The sequence below is a fragment of the Streptomyces sp. 4N124 genome (assembly GCF_052245395.1).
Taxonomy (GTDB): Bacteria; Actinomycetota; Actinomycetes; order Streptomycetales; family Streptomycetaceae; genus Streptomyces.
The window spans coordinates 78,780-98,729 of sequence record NZ_JBQQBS010000028.1 but is presented as its reverse complement, the minus strand read 5'-3'; the positions used below and the strand labels follow the sequence as shown (position 1 = coordinate 98,729).

General features: G+C 71.8%; 11 protein-coding genes and 1 tRNA gene. 3 read left to right on the top strand and 9 right to left on the bottom strand.

What is annotated here, in order from left to right:
* Positions 1-82 precede the first annotated feature (82 nt).
* Together chpH and ACTWQO_RS26710 are read right to left on the bottom strand one after the other, a co-directional pair.
* Entirely contained in the window at positions 83-316 is a 234-nt protein-coding gene (gene chpH / locus ACTWQO_RS26715) for a chaplin ChpH (RefSeq protein ID WP_362943711.1), read from the bottom strand.
* Between the two features lie 145 nt (positions 317-461).
* Positions 462-1,787, bottom strand: coding sequence for a M20/M25/M40 family metallo-hydrolase (locus ACTWQO_RS26710; protein ID WP_443239904.1), 1,326 nt, complete (start codon positions 1,785-1,787; stop codon positions 462-464).
* Positions 1,788-1,973: 186 nt separating this feature from the next.
* On the opposite strand from ACTWQO_RS26710, the gene ACTWQO_RS26705 reads away from it, so the two are divergent.
* From ACTWQO_RS26705 to ACTWQO_RS26695, 3 genes are all read left to right on the top strand, one after another.
* Positions 1,974-2,061 (top strand) — tRNA-Leu (locus ACTWQO_RS26705).
* Positions 2,062-2,353: 292 nt separating this feature from the next.
* Entirely contained in the window at positions 2,354-6,220 is a 3,867-nt protein-coding gene (locus tag ACTWQO_RS26700) for a Pls/PosA family non-ribosomal peptide synthetase (RefSeq protein WP_443239903.1), read from the top strand.
* Positions 6,221-6,288: 68 nt separating this feature from the next.
* Complete coding sequence (locus ACTWQO_RS26695) at positions 6,289-7,668, top strand: M1 family metallopeptidase (protein ID WP_443239902.1); 1,380 nt, start codon at positions 6,289-6,291, stop codon at positions 7,666-7,668.
* A gap of 15 nt (positions 7,669-7,683) precedes the next feature.
* On the opposite strand, the gene ACTWQO_RS26690 is transcribed toward ACTWQO_RS26695, so the two are convergent.
* The 7 genes from ACTWQO_RS26690 to ACTWQO_RS26660 form a co-directional block, all read right to left on the bottom strand.
* Positions 7,684-8,580, bottom strand: coding sequence for a peptidoglycan-binding protein (locus tag ACTWQO_RS26690; RefSeq protein WP_443239901.1), 897 nt, complete (start codon positions 8,578-8,580; stop codon positions 7,684-7,686).
* Positions 8,580-10,127, bottom strand: coding sequence for a DUF6519 domain-containing protein (locus ACTWQO_RS26685; protein WP_443239900.1), 1,548 nt, complete (start codon positions 10,125-10,127; stop codon positions 8,580-8,582). The genes ACTWQO_RS26690 and ACTWQO_RS26685 overlap by 1 nt, the downstream gene beginning before the upstream one ends.
* Before the next feature lie 77 nt (positions 10,128-10,204).
* On the bottom strand, positions 10,205-12,361 hold the full coding sequence (locus ACTWQO_RS26680) for a hypothetical protein (RefSeq protein WP_443239899.1): 2,157 nt from the start codon (positions 12,359-12,361) through the stop codon (positions 10,205-10,207).
* Positions 12,361-16,122, bottom strand: a complete 3,762-nt coding sequence (locus tag ACTWQO_RS26675; protein ID WP_443239898.1) for a putative baseplate assembly protein — start codon at positions 16,120-16,122, stop codon at positions 12,361-12,363. The genes ACTWQO_RS26680 and ACTWQO_RS26675 overlap by 1 nt, the downstream gene beginning before the upstream one ends.
* Positions 16,119-19,217, bottom strand: a complete 3,099-nt coding sequence (locus ACTWQO_RS26670) for a putative baseplate assembly protein (protein WP_443239897.1) — start codon at positions 19,215-19,217, stop codon at positions 16,119-16,121. Before ACTWQO_RS26670 ends, ACTWQO_RS26675 begins: the two co-directional genes overlap by 4 nt.
* Positions 19,214-19,594, bottom strand: coding sequence for a GPW/gp25 family protein (locus tag ACTWQO_RS26665; RefSeq protein WP_443239896.1), 381 nt, complete (start codon positions 19,592-19,594; stop codon positions 19,214-19,216). The genes ACTWQO_RS26670 and ACTWQO_RS26665 overlap by 4 nt, the downstream gene beginning before the upstream one ends.
* Complete coding sequence (locus ACTWQO_RS26660; RefSeq protein ID WP_443239895.1) at positions 19,591-19,935, bottom strand: hypothetical protein; 345 nt, start codon at positions 19,933-19,935, stop codon at positions 19,591-19,593. Before ACTWQO_RS26660 ends, ACTWQO_RS26665 begins: the two co-directional genes overlap by 4 nt.
* Positions 19,936-19,950: the final 15 nt, after the last annotated feature.

Genomic DNA, 19,950 nt, shown 5'->3' with positions numbered 1-19,950 from the left:
CGCGGAAAGACCGGCCGGTCCCGGAGCGCTTGCTGTGCGCTCCGGGACCGGCGGTGTGCACGAGAACCTCAGAGAGGCAGCGTCACTTGTTGACGCAGGTGTTGCCGAAGGCGGGGTTCAGCAGCCCGACGACCGAGATCGTGTTGCCGCAGACGTTCACCGGGACGTGAACCGGCGCCTGGACGACGTTGCCCGAAGCAATGCCGGGGGAGTGCACGGCAGCACCCTGGGCACCCGAGTCGGCAACGGCAAGGCCCGCACCCGCGAGAACCAGACCGCCAGTGGCGGCAGCAGCGGCGACGACCTTCTTGATCATTATTCCTCCTTGTTGGCAATGCGATCCAAAGTCGCGGATCACATCAGCTGTAACGAGGAGGAATGAATAGGGCTACGAGCTTATGGTCGTCTTCACCCTTCCCGGGAGATCTCCGTACGGGCGGGCGAATACCGACGTCAACACCTCATGACGCGTCGATGAAGCGGTCGAGCACCCGCACCCCGAACTTCAGCCCCTCCACGGGCACCCGCTCGTCCACACCGTGGAACATGCCCGCGAAGTCCAGCTCCGGCGGCAACTGCAGCGGCGCGAAGCCGAAGCAACGGACGCCGAGGTCGTCGAAGGACTTGGCGTCGGTGCCGCCGGAGAGCATGTAGGGGACGGCCCGGGCGATCGGGTCCTCGGCGCTCAGGGCGCTCTGCATGGCGTCGACGAGCTTGCCGTCGAAGTCGGTCTCCAGCGCCTTGTCGCCGTGCACGTCCTCCCGCTGCACCCGCGGGCCGAGGATCCGGTCGAGGTCGGCGAGGAACTCCTCCTCGTAGCCAGGCAGGAAGCGCCCGTCGACGTGCGCGGTCGCCTGGCCGGGGATGACGTTGACCTTGTAGCCGGCGCCGAGCATCGTGGGCGCCGCCGAGTTCCGCAGCGTCGCGCCGACCATCTTGGCGATGCCGCCGAGCTTGGCCAGCGTCTCGTCCATGTCCTCGGGGTCGAGTTCGGTGCCGAGCGCGTCGGACAGCTCGTCGAGGAAGGACCGTACGGTCTTCGTGACCCGTACCGGCCACGTGTGCCGCCCGAGCCGCCCGACGGCCTCGCACAGCTCGGTGATGGCGTTGTCGTTGTTCGTCATCGAGCCGTGCCCGGCCGTGCCGTCCACGGTGAGCCGCATCCAGTGCATGCCCTTCTGGGCGGTCTCCACGAGATACAGCCGCAGCTTCTCGTTGACGGTGAAGGAGAACCCGCCGACCTCGCCGATCGCCTCGGTGACGCCCTCGAAGAGGTCCGGGTGTTTCTTGACCAGGTGCTTGGCACCGTACGTCCCGCCCGCCTCCTCGTCCGCGAGGAAGGCGAGGACGATGTCGCGCGGGGGCTTGCGTCCGCTGCGCAGGCGGTCGCGGACGACCGCGAGGGTCATCGCGTCCATGTCCTTCATGTCGACGGCCCCGCGGCCCCACACGCACCCGTCCGCGATCTCGCCGGAGAAGGGGTGGTGGGTCCAGTCCTGGGCGTTGGCCGGTACGACGTCGGTGTGCCCGTGGATGAGCAGCGCGGGCCGGGAGGGGTCCTCGCCCTCGATCCGGGCCACCGTGGACGCGCGTCCCGGGTGGGACTCGAAGATCTGCGGTTCGAGCCCCACCTCGGCGAGCTTCTCGGCGACGTACTCGGCCGCCTTGCGCTCGCCGGGTCCCGAGTGGTCGCCGTAGTTGCTGGTGTCGATCTGGATGAGCTCGCGGCAGAGGTCCACGACCTCGTCCTCGCCGGTGACGCTGCTGGCCGTGTCCGTCCCGCTCACGCTGCTTCCTCCCACTGTCACTGCTGGTGGTCCCCCTCATCCTCCCTCCCCCGCCGGTCCGCCCCAAGACCCCGCCCGCCCCGTCACACGCCGTTCACGCGGCGACAGGGGGTGATCGGCCACCCTCCGGAGCCTGGTAATGTTTCCTTCGTCGCCGCGGGGGAACCCCCGCACGACACACACCTTGTCCGGGTGGCGGAATGGCAGACGCGCTAGCTTGAGGTGCTAGTGCCCTTTATCGGGCGTGGGGGTTCAAGTCCCCCCTCGGACACCACCTGAAAACCCCACTCCACGTGGGGTTTTCTGCTGTCCGCCACCGATGCCGGACACGCTCCGCGATCAAGTGTGTGCCATCTCTCGCCGGGCGGGCAGACACCGAGGTCACAGCACCCGGCCATCCCTCCCCCAGCGGCCCGGAGAGCTCACCCAAGTGGCCGCGAGGTAACGCGAAAGCTAACGTCGGACTAAAATTTCCGGCTTGTCGGAGCTGGAGCCGGACAACCCCAGGCAAACCTGCGGGCCCACCAGCGCCCCGGAGGCTTCCGGGATCGAGACGCGAGGACCCGATGGCAGCCATACACGAGAGCAGTGCTCTCGGCCTGCTCGATGAAGAGATCCGCGAACGATTCGGTAGTAGCGCACGTTTCTCGGGCGGGGCCGCGGCCTCTCCCCGGACGCTTGTCGACATCTTCGAGGCATCCGTCCGGTCGTACCCGGACGAGCTCGCCCTGGACGACGGCACACGGAGCCTGACCTACCGTGCGCTGGCCGTCGAGGTCGCGGCGCTGCGGCGCGGGCTCGCCGACGCGGGTGTGGGACTCGGTGACCGGGTGGGCGTGCGGGTGCCGTCCGGGACCAATGATCTGTACGTCGCGATCCTCGCCGTACTGGCCGCGGGCGCCGCATACGTGCCGGTGGACGCCGAGGACCCGGACGAGCGGGCCGAGTTGGTGTTCGGCGAGGCGGACGTGCGGGCCGTCATCGGTGCCGACCATGTCATCACCGCCCACAGCAGGGCGGACGTTCCCGCGGGCCGGCCCGGTGTCGAGCACGACGCCTGGATCATCTTCACCTCCGGGTCGACCGGGAAGCCCAAGGGCGTCGCCGTCACCCACGAGAACGCCGCCGCGTTCGTGGACGCCGAGGCCGCGCTGTTCCTCACCGATGACCCCATCGGTCCGGGTGACAGGGTCATGGCGGGCCTGTCGGTCGCCTTCGACGCGTCCTGCGAGGAGATGTGGCTGGCCTGGCGCTACGGCGCCTGCCTGGTGCCCGTCCCCCGCTCGCAGGTGCGCAGCGGTGCCGATCTCGGGCCCTGGCTGGTGGAGCAGGACATCACCGTCGTGTCGACGGTGCCGACGCTGGCCGCGCTGTGGGAGCCGGAGACCCTCAACGACGTACGACTGCTGATCTTCGGCGGTGAGGCCTGCCCGCCCGAGTTGGTGCAGCGGCTGGTGACCGAGGGGCGCGAGGTGTGGAACACCTACGGGCCCACCGAGGCGACCGTCGTGGCGTGTGCGTCGCTGATGAGCGGCGAGGAGCCGATCCGGATCGGGCTGCCGCTCAACGGCTGGGAGCTGGCCGTCGTCGACGAGGCCGGGCAGCCCGTGCGGATGGGCGAGAGCGGCCAGTTGGTGATCGGCGGGGTCGGACTCGCCCGGTACCTGGACGCCGAGAAGGACGCGGAGAAGTACGCGCCGCTGGACTCGCTGGGCTGGGAGCGGGCGTACCGCAGTGGTGACCTGGTCAAGGCGGAGCCCGAGGGGCTGGTCTTCCTCGGGCGGGCCGACGAGCAGATCAAGCTCGGCGGGCGGCGGATCGAGCTGGGCGAGGTGGACGCCGCGTTGCAGGCGCTGCCCGGTGTCGCCGGTGCCGCGGCGGCCGTACGCACCGCCCGCAGCGGCAATCAGCTGCTCGTCGGGTATGTCGTCACGCAGGACGGCTGGGACCACGCGGCCGCCGTCGAGAAGCTGCGGGCCGAGCTGCCCGCGGCCCTGGTGCCGCTGCTCGCGCCGGTCGAGGACCTGCCGACGCGGACGAGCGGCAAGGTCGACCGCAACGCGCTGCCCTGGCCCCTGGAGGGCATGGAGTCGGGCGGCAAGGCCGAGCAGCTCTACGGCACCGAGGCCTGGCTCGCCGAGCAGTGGACGGAAGTCCTCGGCATCCCGGTGGGCAGCGCCTCCGACGACTTCTTCGCGATCGGCGGCAGCAGCCTGGCCGCCGCCCAGCTGACGACGCGGCTGCGCACCCGCTACCCGAGCGCGGCCGTCCTCGACATCTACCAGCAGCCGACGCTGCGCAAGCTCGCCCGCCACCTGGAGGAGTCCGCACAGGACGACACCGCCCGGCGGACGATCGCTCCGGTGCCGAAGCGCGCCCAGGTGATCCAGCTGCTGGTCCTCCTCCCCCTGTTCACGCTGCTCGGGCTGCGCTGGATGGTGCCCCTGGCCGCGCTGGGGAACGTACTGACCGCGTACTCCTGGCTGCCGACCGCCCCTTGGTGGCTGGTCGCGTCCGGGGCACTGCTGCTCTTCAGCCCGCCGGGACGGCTCGCGATCGCCGCGGGCGGCGCACGACTGCTGCTCCGGGGCGTGACGGCCGGGCGGTATCCGCGCGGCGGCAGCGTCCATCTGCGGCTCTGGGCCGCCGAACGGCTCGCGGAGTTCAGTGGCGCGACCTCGCTGACCGGGTCGTGGCTGGAGCGGTACGGCCGTGCGCTGGGCGCCAGGATCGGGCAGGACGTCGATCTGCACTCGCTGCCGCCGATCACCGGCATGCTCAAGCTGGGCCGGGGCGCGGCCGTCGAGTCCGAGGTCGATCTGTCCGGGTACTGGCTGGACGGTGACCGGCTGGAGATCGGGCCGGTCAAGGTGGGTGCGCACGCCGTGGTCGGCACGCGCAGCATGCTGTTCCCGGGTGCCCGCGTGGGCAAGCGGGCCGAGGTGGCGCCGGGGTCGGCGGTCGCGGGGCAGATTCCGACCGGTCAGCGCTGGGCGGGCGCGCCCGCGGTCAAGCTCGGCAAGGCGAAGCGGAACTGGCCCAAGGACCGGCCGCGGCGCGGCACGTTCTGGCGTGCGATGTACGGCATGACGGGCATCGCGCTGACGCTGCTGCCCGTCCTCTCGCTGCTCGCCGCCCTGCTGGTCGCGGATGCCTTCGTGGCGCCGGGCGCCGGGCTGGGCGAGGCCCTGCGGGGTGCCGCGCTCGCGCTGGTCCCGGCGACGCTCGCCTTCGGGCTGACGTACGCCGTGCTGATCCTGATCGCTGTACGGCTGCTGAGCCTGGGCCTGCGCGCGGGCACGTATCCGACGCACAGCCGCACCGGCTGGCAGGCGTGGACGGTCACACAGCTGATGGACCGCTCCCGGGAGACGCTGTTCCCGCTGTACGCCGGGCTGGTCACGCCGGTGTGGCTGCGGCTGCTGGGGATGCGGATCGGCAAGGGCGCCGAGGTGTCGACCGTGCTGGCGCTGCCGAGCCTGACGACGGTCGGTGAGGGTGCCTTCCTGGCCGACGACACGCTGACCGCGCCGTACGAGCTCGGCGGTGGCTGGGTGAAGGTCGGGCGCGCGGAGATCGGGCGGCGGGCCTTCCTCGGCAACTCGGGGATGACCGCGCCGGGGCGGAGCGTGCCGGACGGCGGTCTGGTCGGGGTGCTGTCGGCGACGCCGAAGAAGGCGAAGAAGGGCACGTCGTATCTGGGGCTGCCGCCGATGAAGCTGCCGCGCAGCGCGAGCGACGGCGACCAGAGCCGGACGTACGACCCGCCGGCGCGGCTGCTGTGGGCGCGCGGGCTGGTGGAGCTGTGCCGGATCGTGCCGGTGTTCTGCTCGGCGGCGCTGGCCGTGCTGACGGTGGCGGCGCTGAGCGCGCTGGGCGGCTGGGCCTGGCTGCTGGGCGGACTGGTGCTGCTCGGGGCGGGCGGGCTTGCGGGCCTGCTGTCGATCGCCGCCAAGTGGGCGCTGGTCGGGCGGCACCGCAGCGGGGAGCACCCGCTGTGGAGTTCCTTCGTGTGGCGCAACGAGCTGGCCGACACCTTCGTCGAGGTGGTCGCCGTGCCGTGGCTGGCCGGGTCGGTGCCGGGTACGCCGGTGATGACGGCGTGGCTGCGGGGCCTGGGCGCGCGGATCGGCAAGGGCGTGTGGGTCGAGAGCTACTGGCTGCCCGAGACGGATCTGGTGACCCTGGAGGACGCCACGACCGTGAACCGGGGCTGTGTGCTGCAGACGCACCTCTTCCACGACCGGATCTTGCGGACGGATACTGTTGTCCTCCGTGAGGGCGCGACGCTGGGTCCTGGCGGAATCGTCCTGCCGGGCAGCGCGATCGGGGCCCGCACCACACTGGGTCCCGCGTCACTGGTGATGGCCGCGGAATCCGTTCCCGACGACACGCGCTGGCTGGGCAACCCGATCGAAGCATGGCGTCGGTGACCGCGACTGTGTCGACGTCGGGGGATGAAGGACGTCGTACGAGTGCAGCGCGAGGAGCAGACGCAGCAGTGGCAGTTCAGCAGTCCGTGGGTGCGGACCCGTACTTCCCCGACAACGGTGATCCCCGTTATCGGGTGCATCGGTACGAACTCGCGCTGGACTACCGCCCGGGGCCGAACCGGCTGGCCGGCACGGCCCGGATCAACGCCATAGCGGGCCGCTCGCCGGTCGGCGAGTTCCAGCTGAACCTGGCCGACTTCAAGGTCGGCCGGGTCCGGGTGGACGGACGGCAGCCGCACTACACGCATCGCGGTGGCCGGCTGCGGATCCGGCCCGCCAAGCCGATCCGTGCCGGGGCCGCGTTCACGGTGGAGGTGCACTGGTCGGGCAACCCCAAGCCGGTGAACAGCCCCTGGGGTGGACTCGGCTGGGAGGAGCTGGAGGACGGGGCACTGGTGGCGAGCCAGCCGATCGGGGCGCCGTCCTGGTATCCGTGCAACGACCGGCCCGCGGACAAGGCGTCGTACCAGATCTCCATCACGACGCCGTCGGCGTACTCGGTGGTCGCGGGCGGGCGGCTGCTGACCCGGACCACCAAGGCGTCGACGACCACCTGGGTGTACGAGCAGGCCGCGCCCACGTCGAGCTATCTCATCGGGCTGTCGATCGGCAAGTACCAGACCGTGCTGCTCGGCGACCCGGGGCCGGGCGGTGTGCCGCAGCACGGGCACATTCCGGCGCATCTGCTGCCGGAGTTCTCGCGGGACTTCGCACGGCAGCCCGCGATGATGGAACTGTTCCAGGAGCTGTTCGGGCCGTATCCGTTCGACGAGTACGCGGTCGTGGTGACGGAGGAAGAGCTCGATGTGCCCGTCGAGGCGCAGGGGTTGTCGCTGTTCGGCGCCAACCATGTGGACGGGGCGCGGGGTTGGGAGCGGCTGATCGCGCATGAGCTGGCGCATCAGTGGTTCGGGAACAGTGTGTCCATCGCGGACTGGCGGCACATCTGGCTGAACGAGGGGTTCGCCAAGTACGCCGAGTGGTTGTGGTCGGAGCGGTCGGGTGGGCCTACGGCGCAACAGCATGCCGCGGCGGCTCACCGCTTGCTTGCCGGGCAGCCGCAGGATCTGAAGCTGGCCGATCCCGGGCGGAAGTTGATGTTCGACGACCGGCTGTACCAGCGGGGTGGGCTCACGGTGCATGCGCTGCGGTGCGCGATGGGTGACGCCGACTTCTTCCGGATGCTGCGTGCGTGGGCGGGGCTGCACCGTAATGGTGCGGTCAGCACGGGGGTGTTCACCGCGCATGCGGGGCGGTTCACGTCGGAGCCGTTGGGGGACTTGTTCACGGCTTGGTTGCAGAAGGGGGCGTTGCCGCCGTTGCCTGAGCAGGACGTTCGGGTACCGGTGCGGCCGGCCCACCCACCGACCGGCACCGGTTCCTCCTAGGCCTCCCCCGCAGGGTCAGCTGTGGGGCACCCTCAGTTTGTCCCAGCTGACCTTGCCCGGTATGCCGTCCGCGTCCTTGCCCTTGAAGCGGAGTTTGTGCTGCCAGGCCTGGTAGGAGCGGCGGTCGGCCTCGGTCCATTCGGGGCTGGGGCCCTCTTCGTAGCGGCCGCAGCCCTCGGCGACCAGGCGGTGGCCCATCGCGGTGATGATGGGGGACTTCTGGCCCACGTGGAAGAAGCCGCTGCCGGGGAAGGGCTCGTAGGTCGGCTTGGGCGGGGCGGGCTTGGGGTCGGGTTCCTTGCCGCCGGTGTCGCCGCCCTTGCCGGCCAGGCGTTGGGCGATGCGCTTGCGCATGCCGTCCATGGTGAAGCCGCGGGGGTCCACCTTGCCGGGCTGCCACTCCTTGTGGCCGATGACGGAGCGCTCGGTCCAGCCGTGGTGGCGGCAGATCGCGGCGGCGACCTTCTCGATGGCTTCCTTCTGGACCTCGGGCCAGGGGTCCTTGCCGTTGCCGAGGTTGATGCACTCGAAGCCGTAGAAGTGGCGGTTGCCGTCGGTGTCGGCCTCGTTGTCGTGGGGCAGTTTCGTCTCGTTGATCACGGCCCGCAGGACGTCGTTGTCGCCGAGGCCCGCGTGGTTGGCGCGGCCGTTTCCGACGAGGTGGATGTGGCCCTTCTTGTCGATGACGCCGTGGCAGAGGGGGCCGGGCAGGCTGGAGTAGCCGTCGTAGCAGATGTCGACGGAGGCGTTGGTGCCGGAGGTGACGGTGTGATGGATCATCACGCCGTTGACCGGACCCCAGGGGCCCTTGCCGTTGCGGTTGTGGGAGCGCCAGTTGCGGACCTCGTGGACCGTCAGGCCCTCCGCACGCAGGATCTCCACCATCTTGGACGCGCTCAGTGGCTTGGCCATCACTCGTCTCCTTCCGCCGCGCGCTCGGCATCCGCCGTGGTCTGCGACCGCCCGCCCGAGGGATCCTCCGCCGTCAGTTCCTCCCGGCGCGCCTGGGCCTCGGCCGCCAGGGCCGCCTCGTCCGCCGGCGGGATGCTGCTGGCCAGGGCGGTGAACGCGAGCCGCAGGTCCACGGTGCCGCCCTCGCCCTTCACCAGCGCGAGCGGGGCGTAGGAGCGGACGATGTCGGCCGGGGCCTTGAGGAGGGGGCGGCGGGCCTGATTGGTGGGCCACTCGACGCTGCCGGTGGCGGTGCGGGCGGGGATCAGCCAGTGGTCACCGGTCGTGTACGTGGCGCCCTTGGCGAAGTAGACCTCCACACCGTCCTCCAGCGGCAGCCACTCCCCCTCCTCGATCCGCACCGCGCCACCCTTGAGGGCTGCCGTACGGCCCTTGCGCTTCGGGCCCCCCTGGTGATCCCAGCGGCGCAGGAACGGGTTGAGGTGAGGCAGCCGCCCGACCTGCCCCTCCGGCTCGGCGGACAGCCGCACCCGGCGGCCCGGCAGGTCCAGCTCCTCGACCCGCAGCAGCGGCAGGGGTTCGAGGCGGGAGGCGTACGCGGTGTCGGTGAGCTCGACGTGGTCGCCGACGTCGAGGTCCAGCTTCTCGTCGTGGCCGAGGGTCGCCAACTGAACCCAGGTGCCGTCGAGTTCGTCCACCGGGAAGACCACGGAGCCGTTCTCGCGGGACCACTTGAAGGTGGCGTCCTTGGCCTCGCCGCCCTCGTGGATCTCCACCCGGTACAGCTGGTTCTCCGGGCCGCGGTAGCGGGCGTCGGGCTTGACCAGGCACGGGTCCTCGTCGGCGTGGTCGGGCCGTTCGCTGCGGGCGGCGAGCCGGGCGGTGGGGGTGGACTGCTTCAGCGCCCACTGGGTGAAGGCGGACCGGACGTCCTCCTTCGGCGGGTTGGCGTCCTCGATCTCCAGCGCGGCGAGCGAGAGCGGCAGCACCTGCCAGACGACCTTCACGCGGGCGGCGGTGTCGGGCAGCGCCGTGCCGAGCGCGACCTCGCGCAGCGCCGGGTCCTCGGCGGCGCTGACCGCGCGCTCCCACACCTTCAGATAGACGAGGAACGGCGACTGGGCGGGCGAGGGCAGCCGGTCGCCGGGCTTCTCCGGGTCACGGAAGCCGTCGGGCTGGTCCCAGTACGTCCAGTGCGCGGGCGGCTGCGCGGTCTCCTGCTCGTCGGCGTCCTCGTCGGGGACGGGTGTGCCAGGCCCTGGACGGTTCGCGTCGAGCAGGATGCCGTCGACGTAGTAGCGGCCGCCGTGGATGTGCAGGGTGTCGATGTCGTGCTTGCCGCCCACGTACTCGATCCGGAAGCCGGCGGCGTCGCGCGGACCGCCGTGCTGTCCGATCAGGTCGGCGGCGAGGGTGCGCGCCTGGTGGAGCTGGATCGCGGTCTGCTCGTTGGCGTCGGCGTCGAGCTGGACACGGCCCTGCTGGGCGATGACCGCGGAGTAGTGCCGCTCCGGGCGGAACGTGGAGCGGGAGAGGTCAGCGTGCATGAAGGGGGTCCCCCTGGTTCAGGAAAGTGCGGGTAGGGCGTACGGCGGCACTGCTCATGTCACTAAGAAGATCCCGGTCATGTCACGAAGAAGATCCCGGCGTCCGTGCCCGCGGGCGTGTACTCCTCCAGCCGCGCGCGCAGACCGTCCTCGCGCTGCGGCCGGTACAGGTCGTGGAAGGCGCCCATCTCGGCACCGTCGTCGGATCCGCGGCGGATCTCCTCGGGGCCCCGGTCGGCCAACTGCCCGTACCAGGGCGTCCCGTAGCGCACGGCGGCGAACAACGCCCGTACGGGCGTGCAGCGGTGACGTCGGGGGGTGCGCGAGCCGGCGGGCACGGCCGAGTACCGCAGGCAGCCGATGCCGCGCCTGGCCACGTGCAGCTTCCCGGTGAGGACGGAGTTCTCGACGATCTCCACGACGTGTGTGTGGATTTCGCCGATCACCGTCGTCCGGTGCAGATGGAGCACGGCGTGGGCGTGCCGGCAGTCCGGGGCGGACAGGGCCTCGCGGTCGTCGCCGGTGGCGTCGAGGATGCTGTCGCGCAGATGGATGTCGAGGGGTTCCTCGGTGACTTCGTCGCCGATGACCTCGATGGTGCCGAGGATGCTGTGCTCGACCTGGAGGCAGGCGGTGGTGCGTTCCAGGACGACGCTGGGTTCCTCGGGCGAGTGCGGCTCGCACTCCGGCTCCAGCGACCAGCCCGGCACCAGCGTGCAGTGGCGTACGACGACGGCGCCCATCGGGCCGGTGACGTTGATGCCGCGGCCGGCGACGAGGAGCCCGTCGAGGACGAGGCGGGGCCGCTCGTGCGGGGCGCAGTCCTCGGACACGGCACGGATGTTGAGGGCGTCCGGGCGGTTGCTGTACCAGTCGAGCAGCCGGATCACCGGCCGGGTGCCTTCGGCGGCCCGCAGTTCGAGGCGGTCGCCCGGGTCGAGGTCGAAGTCCAGCTGCTCCTGGTAGGCGCCGCTGTGCGTGATCTCGATGATGCCCTCGGGCCCGGTCCGGTCGGCCCGGCGGTCGTGCTGCCAGGCCCGGTAGGCGTCCATGATCTGCCGGTACGGCTGTCCGGGGCCGACCCGGTACGTCTCCGCGTCGGGGCGCGGCTCCCTGTTCCGCTCGTACTCGCCGCCGCCCATGTCGGCGCCGAACGCGTAGTGGTAGTCCACCCACACGCCCTGCCGGGGCGCCGACCGGGCGCCGAACGCGATCCGGCCCAGCTCCGGGTCGACGGCCACCTGCCCGCGCTTGGGCCGGTAGCGCCATTCGGACAGGTCGGCCACGACGATGTCCTGCGGCGGTACGGGCTTGTCCTCGCCGTCGCGCCGGACGACGAAGCTCTTGCCGGGGCCGTAGTAGTCGGCCAGCCGGTCGTGGAGCATGCGGCGGGTGATGAACGCGGGCACGTTGTCGACCGCGGCGATGTGGGTGGGCGACGGCTCCGGGACGGGTTTGGTGACCAGGGGGCTGTCGTTGCCGAGGATCGAGAAGGTGTAGAGGTGGCGGGCGCGGTCGATGCAGTACGCCGGTGACGACGTCAGCGAGTACGCCTTGAGCCGCCACACGAACAGCCCCACGCCGGCCGGGGTCCAGCCGCCCTGCCGGTGGCGGGAGTCGGCGCTGCGGACGTCGGCCGTACGGGCCGATGTGGTGAACGGGCCGCCCGCGAGGGCGAGTTCGGATGAGTTCCGCAGGTCGACGAGGCGCCCGCGGACGGCGCGCTCCGTGCCGCCGTACAGCTTCACGGGCTGGTTGTGGGCGACCAGGCGGGACAGCTCGACGGCGCGGGCGGGCCAGCCGGTGATCTGCTCGGAGAGTTCCTCCAGGAGGTGGAGGGTGCCCTTGCGGCGCCGGTTGGCGACGGTCGCGGCCACGTCGGCGCGCGGGGCGACGGCCTCGGCGAGTGCCGCCCGGCCGCCCTCGTGCAGGCCCGTGGTGAGGACGCGTTCATAGCCGGGCAGGGTGCGGTAGCCGACGAGGTCGCCGAGGTACGGCAGCACCCAGGGCGCCGCCGTCTCCACGAACAGGTCCTCGTAGCCCTGCTCGACACCGTCGCGGACCCGGTCCAGCTGCTCGGTGATCACGGCGAGCAGCGCGCGCAGCGCCTCGCCCTCCTCGGCGTCCCGCAGCAGGTGCCAGCGGGGCAGCAGCGCGGCCAGGCCGTCGGGCTCCCTGGACGTCGCGGGGGCGGTCGTCGTCTCGAACTGGACATCCGTCGAGTTCACGGCCATCACTTGACCTCCGTCAGGATCAGGGTGTCGGCGGCCCTCGGTGACAGCAGCGCGAGCTGCGCCGGGCGGATACCGCGGAAGACGAACACCGACCGGCCCTTCGGCAGGCGCCGGGTGTCGGTGATGTCGGGGTTGAGGCGCAGGAGTTCGGCGAGCGGAACGCCGTAACGAGCCGCTATGGCACTCAGGGTCTCGCCGTCGTCGGCGCGGACGGTGTGGACCGTCTCGTCGTACGTCGCCGGGTGCGCGGGCACGCTCGTCCGCGGAGCGCCGGGGCGGGTGAGCAGCTCGGTGAGCCGGTCCGGGGTTGCGGACGCGGGGATGCCGGTGAAGACGTCGACGTCCACGTAGTCGACGCCGGGCACGGTGTGGGCCGTGGCCAGGATGTCCGAGAGCCGGGCGGGCTGCGCCAACTCCCGTCCCTCGTAGCCGAGCCGGCGCAGCAGTGCCTGCCGCAGGCGCGGCTCCACGATCTCCCAGGCGTGGTCGGGAGCGACCTTCACCTTGGCCGCGACGACGAGCAGGACCAGCTCGCGCACATCCACGCGGACCGGCAGGCCCAGGTCGCCGTACTCGGTGAGGGCGGCACGCAGCGGCCGGAGCGTCTCCTCGCCGAGCGGTACGTCGTCCGTGCCCGCGACCGTCACGTGCACCACGCGCCGCCGCCCGTCGAAGAGTTCCCGTGCGGCGGCCCGGCCGATGCCGGCGCGGGAGCGGGCGAAGTCCTCGTAGTCCGGCGTGGACACCAGCCGGTCCAGGGCCGAGACCGCGAGGGGGATCGTACGGCGGGTCAGGCCGGGCCCGTCCGCGTCCGAACCGCCGGTCGCGGGGCGGGGGTTGGTGACCGCGGTGACGCCGAGCGGCCGGGTGAGGGGCTGGGTGATGCGGTCGGCGGCGACGTTGGCGGCCTTGCCGGTGCCGAAGCGGTAGCGGGCGCGGACGTTCTCGTGGCCGCTGGGCAGACGGGCGCCGTGGATGCCGTCGCCGAAGGTGACGGTGGTCCGGCCGTCCGCGGTGCTGCCGGTGATGTAGACCCGCTCGTTCGGGCCGCGTCCGGCCAGGCTGTCGACCTCGTGCCAGAGCACCCCGTCGATCCGGATCTCCAGCACCGGTGTGGCACCGAGGGGGTTGTCGTCGGCGAGCCAGGTGAGCGGGGACTGCCAGAGCGCGAACGTCTGGTTCACCCGGTCCGAGTCGCCGCTGCCGATCGCCTCCTCGCGGCTCTCGCCGTGGGTGACCTCGACGACGTTGCCGAGGACGCGGACGGTCGCGCGCCGGTAGCGGTGGGCGAGGTCGGCGGTGAGGGTCAGCGCGGTGTGGACGTGGTCGCCGGGCAGCTGCGGGTCGACGGCCGGGTCGGCCGAGGCGATGGTGACGACCTCGGTGGCGGTGACGCCGGCCACGCCGGGGATGTCGGTGCGCTCGCCGGTGACGATCAGCGTGCGCCCCGGCTGCAACCCGTCGTACAGCTGCGCCAGTTCGATCTCGTTGCCGTACACGTCCTCGGCCAGGGGCTCGTCCGCCAGGCGCAGCGGCTCCCCCGCGGCGTGCACGGTGGTGTCGCGGATGTGGGAGAGCAGGACGTCGAACTCGTCCAGCCAGGGGTCGGCGAGGGTGAGTTCGGTGCCGCGGCCGGTGATGCCGTAGTTGGTGTACGCGGCCGTGCGGACGGCGACCACCTGGGTGGTGACGAACGCCAGCTTGTCGTCGCCCGGGATGCCGCCCTCGGCGCCCTTCTTGGGGCGCTGGACGGCGACCCAGCTGCCGACCGTGATGCCGGTGTGGACGGAGTCGAGCTGCAGCACACGGCGGTTGATGGGCTGCGGCTTGCTGGCGATGACCACCTCGACGTTGGGCTCGGCGCTGCCGACGGTGTAGCGCACGCTCACCTCGTACTCGCCATGGGTGAACTGCTCGCTGCCGCCCGGCCGCAGCGCGACCTCCTCGGCCGTGCCGTTGTTGATGCCGACGTGGACGAGGCCGTCGTTGTCGGGCCGCGACACATGCAGGGTGCGCTCGGGCAGACCCGAGTGCATCCGGACGGTGACGCCCGGCTCCTGGGAGTCGGCGGGCCGCCGGTTGAGCCAGTTCAGGTCCCTGTCCTGCCCGGCCCGGACCGACAGCTCGACCTGCCCCGGACCCAGCGGAAAGTTCACGAACTGCGGCACGGGCAGATTCTCGGCACGCTGATCGGAGCTGCTGCCCTCGACGTACTGGAACTCCCCCCGGACCGGCACCTTCCCCGCCGTGTCGTACACGATGCGCATGCTGGTCAGCGCCGCCCCCGTGAGCGGCCAGTCCGCCGTACGAATCACCCGCCCCCGCTCGTCCTGCACCGGCTTGAGCGGAGCGGCGGCCCCGAAGGGCGCCGTGGTGACGCGCATGGCGAGGAGTTCGCGGAGGAGTTGGGGGGCGCCGGGGGCGGCGGCGGTGCGCCAGGCCGGATAGAGACCGGGATTGAGAGCGGAGAGCATCCGGGCAGGGTCGGCGGCTCGGCGTGGAGCACTGCTCTGGGCCGGGGCGGAGGAACGCAGGGCGGGCAGTACAGCGCTCAGGGCTTTAAGAGCAGCGGCACGAGAATCGCCCTGAAGGGGCGCGGGGAACTGCGCGACCAGCCCAGACGGCGCCGCACCCGCCAAACCACCCGACTCAACTGTCTGCGCAGGCGCCAACTCCAAGGCCCGCTCACCCAGTTCCGCAAGCACCGCCTCAAGCTGAGCAAACCACTCCGCCACATCCTCATACGGCGTAGCCAAGACCTGCGCCTCACCAAGCCTCGCAACCGGCTCATTCAGCCGCGCAGCGAATTGCTCTGGCGTCTTCACCGCACCCAGATCGGCCCGCAACGGCGCAAGAACCTGATCCTCGAAGTCCTCGATCAGCCGACTGACCGGACGCGGATTAGGAACCTCCGGGGTAGGCGGCTCATCACCCGGCTCGCCCGGCACCGCAGGCTCGGCGATCCAACGCCGTACCTCGTCGACGAGTTCCTTCAAGGTCGGCGGCGCCGACTTCGGCAGCGAGATCGCCGTGATCTCATCATCACGATCGACCCGCGTCTTGGCGACCGGCAGCAACTTCCGCTCGCCACCGGCCCGTTCACCGAACACGAACAGCAACTGGTCACCGGTCTGCAGAGAGTTCGCCGTGCCTTCGACGAACAACTCCGACCGGCGCTCCAGATCCGCCGGGGTCACCAGCGACGGCCGACGCCGACGCACCTTCAGCTCGTTCCAGTCCCAGCGCGCCACCAGATCCCGGCTGGTCTCGAACGTCTGGGACTGCTCGTCGGCGGACGCCGGCACGCTGTGGCTGCGCGCGCCGCGCGGGATGACCACCGGCAGCGTCTCGGCGCGCGGATCGCGTTCCAGGGTGTAGGCGACATGCGTGGCCGCAGCGACGCCCGGGCGGGGCCGGTGGCCGACGAGCCGCCCGAGCAGCACCAGCGACCGGTGCTCGTTCGCGGTACGGACGTACGCCTCGTCGGCGATCCGCTCCGAGTGGAAGGTGAGCAGGTCACCGAGGACGGCGGTGGCGTCGAGCAGGCCGATCGCCGGGTCGTCGGGGGTGCGGACGGTCAAGCCGTCGAGCGCCGGGTACGCCGGTGAGGCGAGCCGGTCGAGCAGGGCCGCCAGGAAGGAGCCGTACTCGCCGACGCGGTAGTCCAGCGCGGTGCGGCCGGGCGGGTTGTGGAGCGGGGCGGGGGCGAGGCGCTCGTCGTGGCCGCCGCATGCGCCGCCGCAGGAGCACGCGTCGCTCATCGGGCACCTCCCAGGGATATCGCCAGCAGGCCGTTCTCCGGCCGGTCCGGGTCGTTGTCGCAGGTGGCGATCTCCAGCGGGCCGAGCCGCAGCACGCCGTCCTCCCTCTCTCCTCGGTCCTGTTCGAACAGCCGCCGCAGCCGGGTGACCCGGACGCTCTCCACGCCCGCGACCGCGGCGGCCACGGCGACCAGCCGGCTGAGCCGGACGGGTTCGCCGAAGCTGAGCGCGTCGGGGTGGAAGAAGCCGTTGCGGCCGGTGCCCAGCACCCGGTACAGCTCGGCCAGGATCTGCCCGTGCTGATGGCCGGGCCGGGCGCACACGGTCAGCGCGATGTCGAGCGGGACCAGCCGGGCAGGGCCGACCACGAGGTCGTGGCCGATGCGCCGGTACGGCTCCAGTGCCTGCTCGACCGAGGCGAGCAGCGTCGCCGACGGGGCGCCGGTGCCGTACGCGTCGATCGCGATGTGGGCCTCCTGGAGGCTGCCGGTCCAGCGGATCTCCGCGGCGGCCCGCTGTACGCCGGGCAGGGCGGAGGCGAGGGCCGCGTAGTCCTCGGCGGTGACCGCGCGCAGCCGGGTGCGGCGCAGGTCGAGCGGGGCCAACTGGCGTGCCTGCTCGACGGGTTCGGGTTCCGTCCCGCCGATGGCGGGCAGCGGGTTGCGGACCACGGCGGCCGGTGGCGGCTCGCAGTCGTCCTGGACGACGAGGTGGTTGATGGCCTCCGCGCCGACGTTGCCCGCGGTGCCGCCGCCGAGCCGGTAGTGCAGGGCGAGGCGCGAGCCGGGGGTCGGTTTCGCCCCGTGCCGTCCGTCGCCGAAGCGCAGCGCGATACGGCCGTCGTCCTCCAGTTCGCCGACGAAGTGCCGGTCGCGGGAGCCGCTGTCGAGCAGATCCCTGCGCGGCTCCCAGACGACGTCGTCGCCTTCGAGGGCGCGTACGGCAGGCAGTGCGCGGCGCGGATCCTGCGCGAGCCCGGCGGTCGCGGAGCCACGGAGCACCGGCTCGTCGGGGTGGAGCCCGGCCGCGTACGACGGGCCCCAACTGTGCGCGATCTCCCAGGCGATATGGCCGTCGAGGACCGTGCCCGCACGGGCCCGAGCGGCGAGCACCTCGACGCGCTGGAGCTTGGCGTCGAGCAACTGGTCGCTGCGGTACAGCAGTTCCCGCAGGGCCCGGACCGGATGCAGGCGGAGTTCCAGGCGCTCGAGGATCTTCAGGCCGTAGACGACGGTGAGTTCGGCGATCTCCTCGTCGCCGAGCCCGTCCCGGTCCCGCGCGCTGCGCCACAGTTCGACGAGCCGCTGCCGTATCCGCCCGGGGATGGCGGCGATCCGCTCCGCCTGTCCGGCGGACACGGTCCGCGGGTCGGGGAACGGGACGGCCTGGGTGACGGGCGTACGGCCGAGGACCGGCCGGAAGCGAGGCCGGATCCCCGGGTAGACGGACTGGGCGAGCAGGGTGCGCAGGGCGGCGGCCTGGGCGTACGCGGTGCCGGGGACGACACGCTCGTGCCGCTGCCCCGCCCGCTCCAGACCGAGTCCGGCGCGTACGGTCGCGGCCTCGCCGACCACCTCGAACAGCTCGCGGACGTCGTCGGGCGTGAGCGCCTGGCCGTCCTCCGCCTTGTCCGACAGGGAGTTGATGAGCCGCGCGGGCGCGTTGCCTTCCTCGCGGTCGTGGCAGCCGAAGGCCGGGGGGTCGCAGGGGGCGACCACGGCGGGCTCCTGGGGCACGGTGACCGTCTCGGGGAGCCCGGTCAGGGAACGGCCGTGATCGACGAGGACGACATTGCCGCGGGCGAGGCTCACGTCCTCGACGGGCAGACAGTCGCGTCCGCCGCGCGTGGTGAGGCAGAGCGGGAAGCGCAGGGCGTCCTCGGCGGCCCAGGTGACCTCCAGGACCGGCTGGTCCTCGATGCGGTCGACGGCCGGGGTGACGGAGGTGAGGCGTACGGCCTGGCGGTGGGCCGGGTCCTGGTCGCCGGGAGTGCCGGTGCGCGGGCCCTTCACTTCCTCCAGGATCAGCAAGTCGCCCGGCTTCAGGTCGAGTTGGCGGTCCCGGCAGGTCTCCGGGTCCTGCCACTCGTCCCTGAGCGTGGCGGCCGTGGCGCCCTTGGGCAGGGTGCACACCTCGCCGCCCCAGGTCCACAGGCGGATCGCGTTGTGCGCGACCCGCAGCTCCAGCGGGTCGACGGTGAGGACAGGTTCGAAGACCTCCACCGAGCCGCGTTCGTCGAGGTCGCCGAGGTCGATCTCGCCGATGACCGTGCCGGGTTCTGGGCGGTCGTGCGGGTCGAGGGTGCGGACGTCGACGGAGGCGAAGCGGTAGGTGCCGGGGGCCAGCGTGTGGTCGCCCGCGGTCTCCACGGCGACGTAGGCGCGGGCCGTGCAGCCGTCGTGCATCGCGTAGTCGATGAGGCGGACATGGCGGCGTACGGAGACCCGGCGGCGCGCGGTGTCGAGATAGGCCTCGGTGGCGACCGCGTCCTGCTGGTAGCTGATCTGGTCGCCGGTGTACGCGAGCAGCTCGACGAGGGTCACACCCAGGTCGGCGGGGTTGCGCTCGACCCAGTCGGGGGTGGTGAGGGCGAGCCGGTCGAAGAGGAGCTTGCGGATGGTGTCGTAGTCGCGGGCCGTGTAGTCGACGACGGGGGCGTCCGGGAAGTCCGGGGTCTCGTCGCCGTCGTCCTTGCAGTCGAAGGGAGTCGGGCAGTCGGGCCGGAAGGAGAAGGCCGCGCTGTGGTAGCGCTGGTCGAAGCCGCGGTAAGGCTCCGTGCCCGGGCGGCCGTACGGGTCCGTCTCCACGAGGGCGAACCGGTAGCGGGAGGTGTCGCCGGCCCGGTCGAGGGTGACGTAGAGCCGGTCGTCGAGCTCCGGGTCCTCCTCGCGTTCGACGCTGACGTCGACGGCGGTGATGCCGGTGATCCGACGGCCGCCGTCGATGCGGATGTTCTCCGGGCCGAGGCCGTGCGGGGCCTTGCCGAGGAAGGTGACGGTGAGCAGCAGCCCGTCGTCGCTGACCTCGACGGCGTCGACGCCGTTGAGCTGGGCGGCTCTCACCTTGGCTCGGCGGGGAGTTGTCGTGTCCGTCATGCGGTGGCCCTCCCTTCGAAGACGTCGTCGCGGCGGGCCCCGTCTGCGCGCAGGACGTAGGACAGATAGACGCGGACGACGTGGTCCTCGCTGACCACGTCGAGGGTCTCGACGTCGATGAGGTCGCCGAGCCACCGCTGGAGGGAGGCCTGGACGGAGAGTTCGAGGGTGCTCATCAGCTCGGGGCTGTTCGGCGCGAAGACCAGGTCCAGCAGGCCGCAGCCGAAGTCGGGGCGCATGACACGCTCGCCGGGGCTGGTGAACAGCAGCTGCTCGATCAGGTCGTGGACGTGCTCGCCGTGGCGGGCGTGCGCGGTACGGCCGCGACGGTCGGCCCGGAAGGGGAACGCGATGTCGGTACGGGGGCGTGGGCTCATCGGACGGACACCTCCCGCTGGGAGCCGGTGACGACGGGCGGCCCCTGTGGCACCAGGGCCGCGCTGAAGCACTGGCCCGCGGAGGTGTCGAGCAGTGCCGGGGCGCCCGCGAGGGTGACACCGCTCGCGGATGCCGTGAACCGTACGGACACGCACGGATGCGGTACGCCGTTCACGGTGTGGGTGCAGCCGACGACGGTGTAGGTGTCGGCTGTGGTGGCTACCGCCCGGCCGCCGATCAGCACCGCCGGAGACGGCGCGTGTGCCGCTGTGGCGCGCCCCCCATGCGGGCAGATGATCACGGCGTCGGCGCCGAGCAGGTTCCCGGAAGTCCCGGACACGATCCTCGTTCCCCC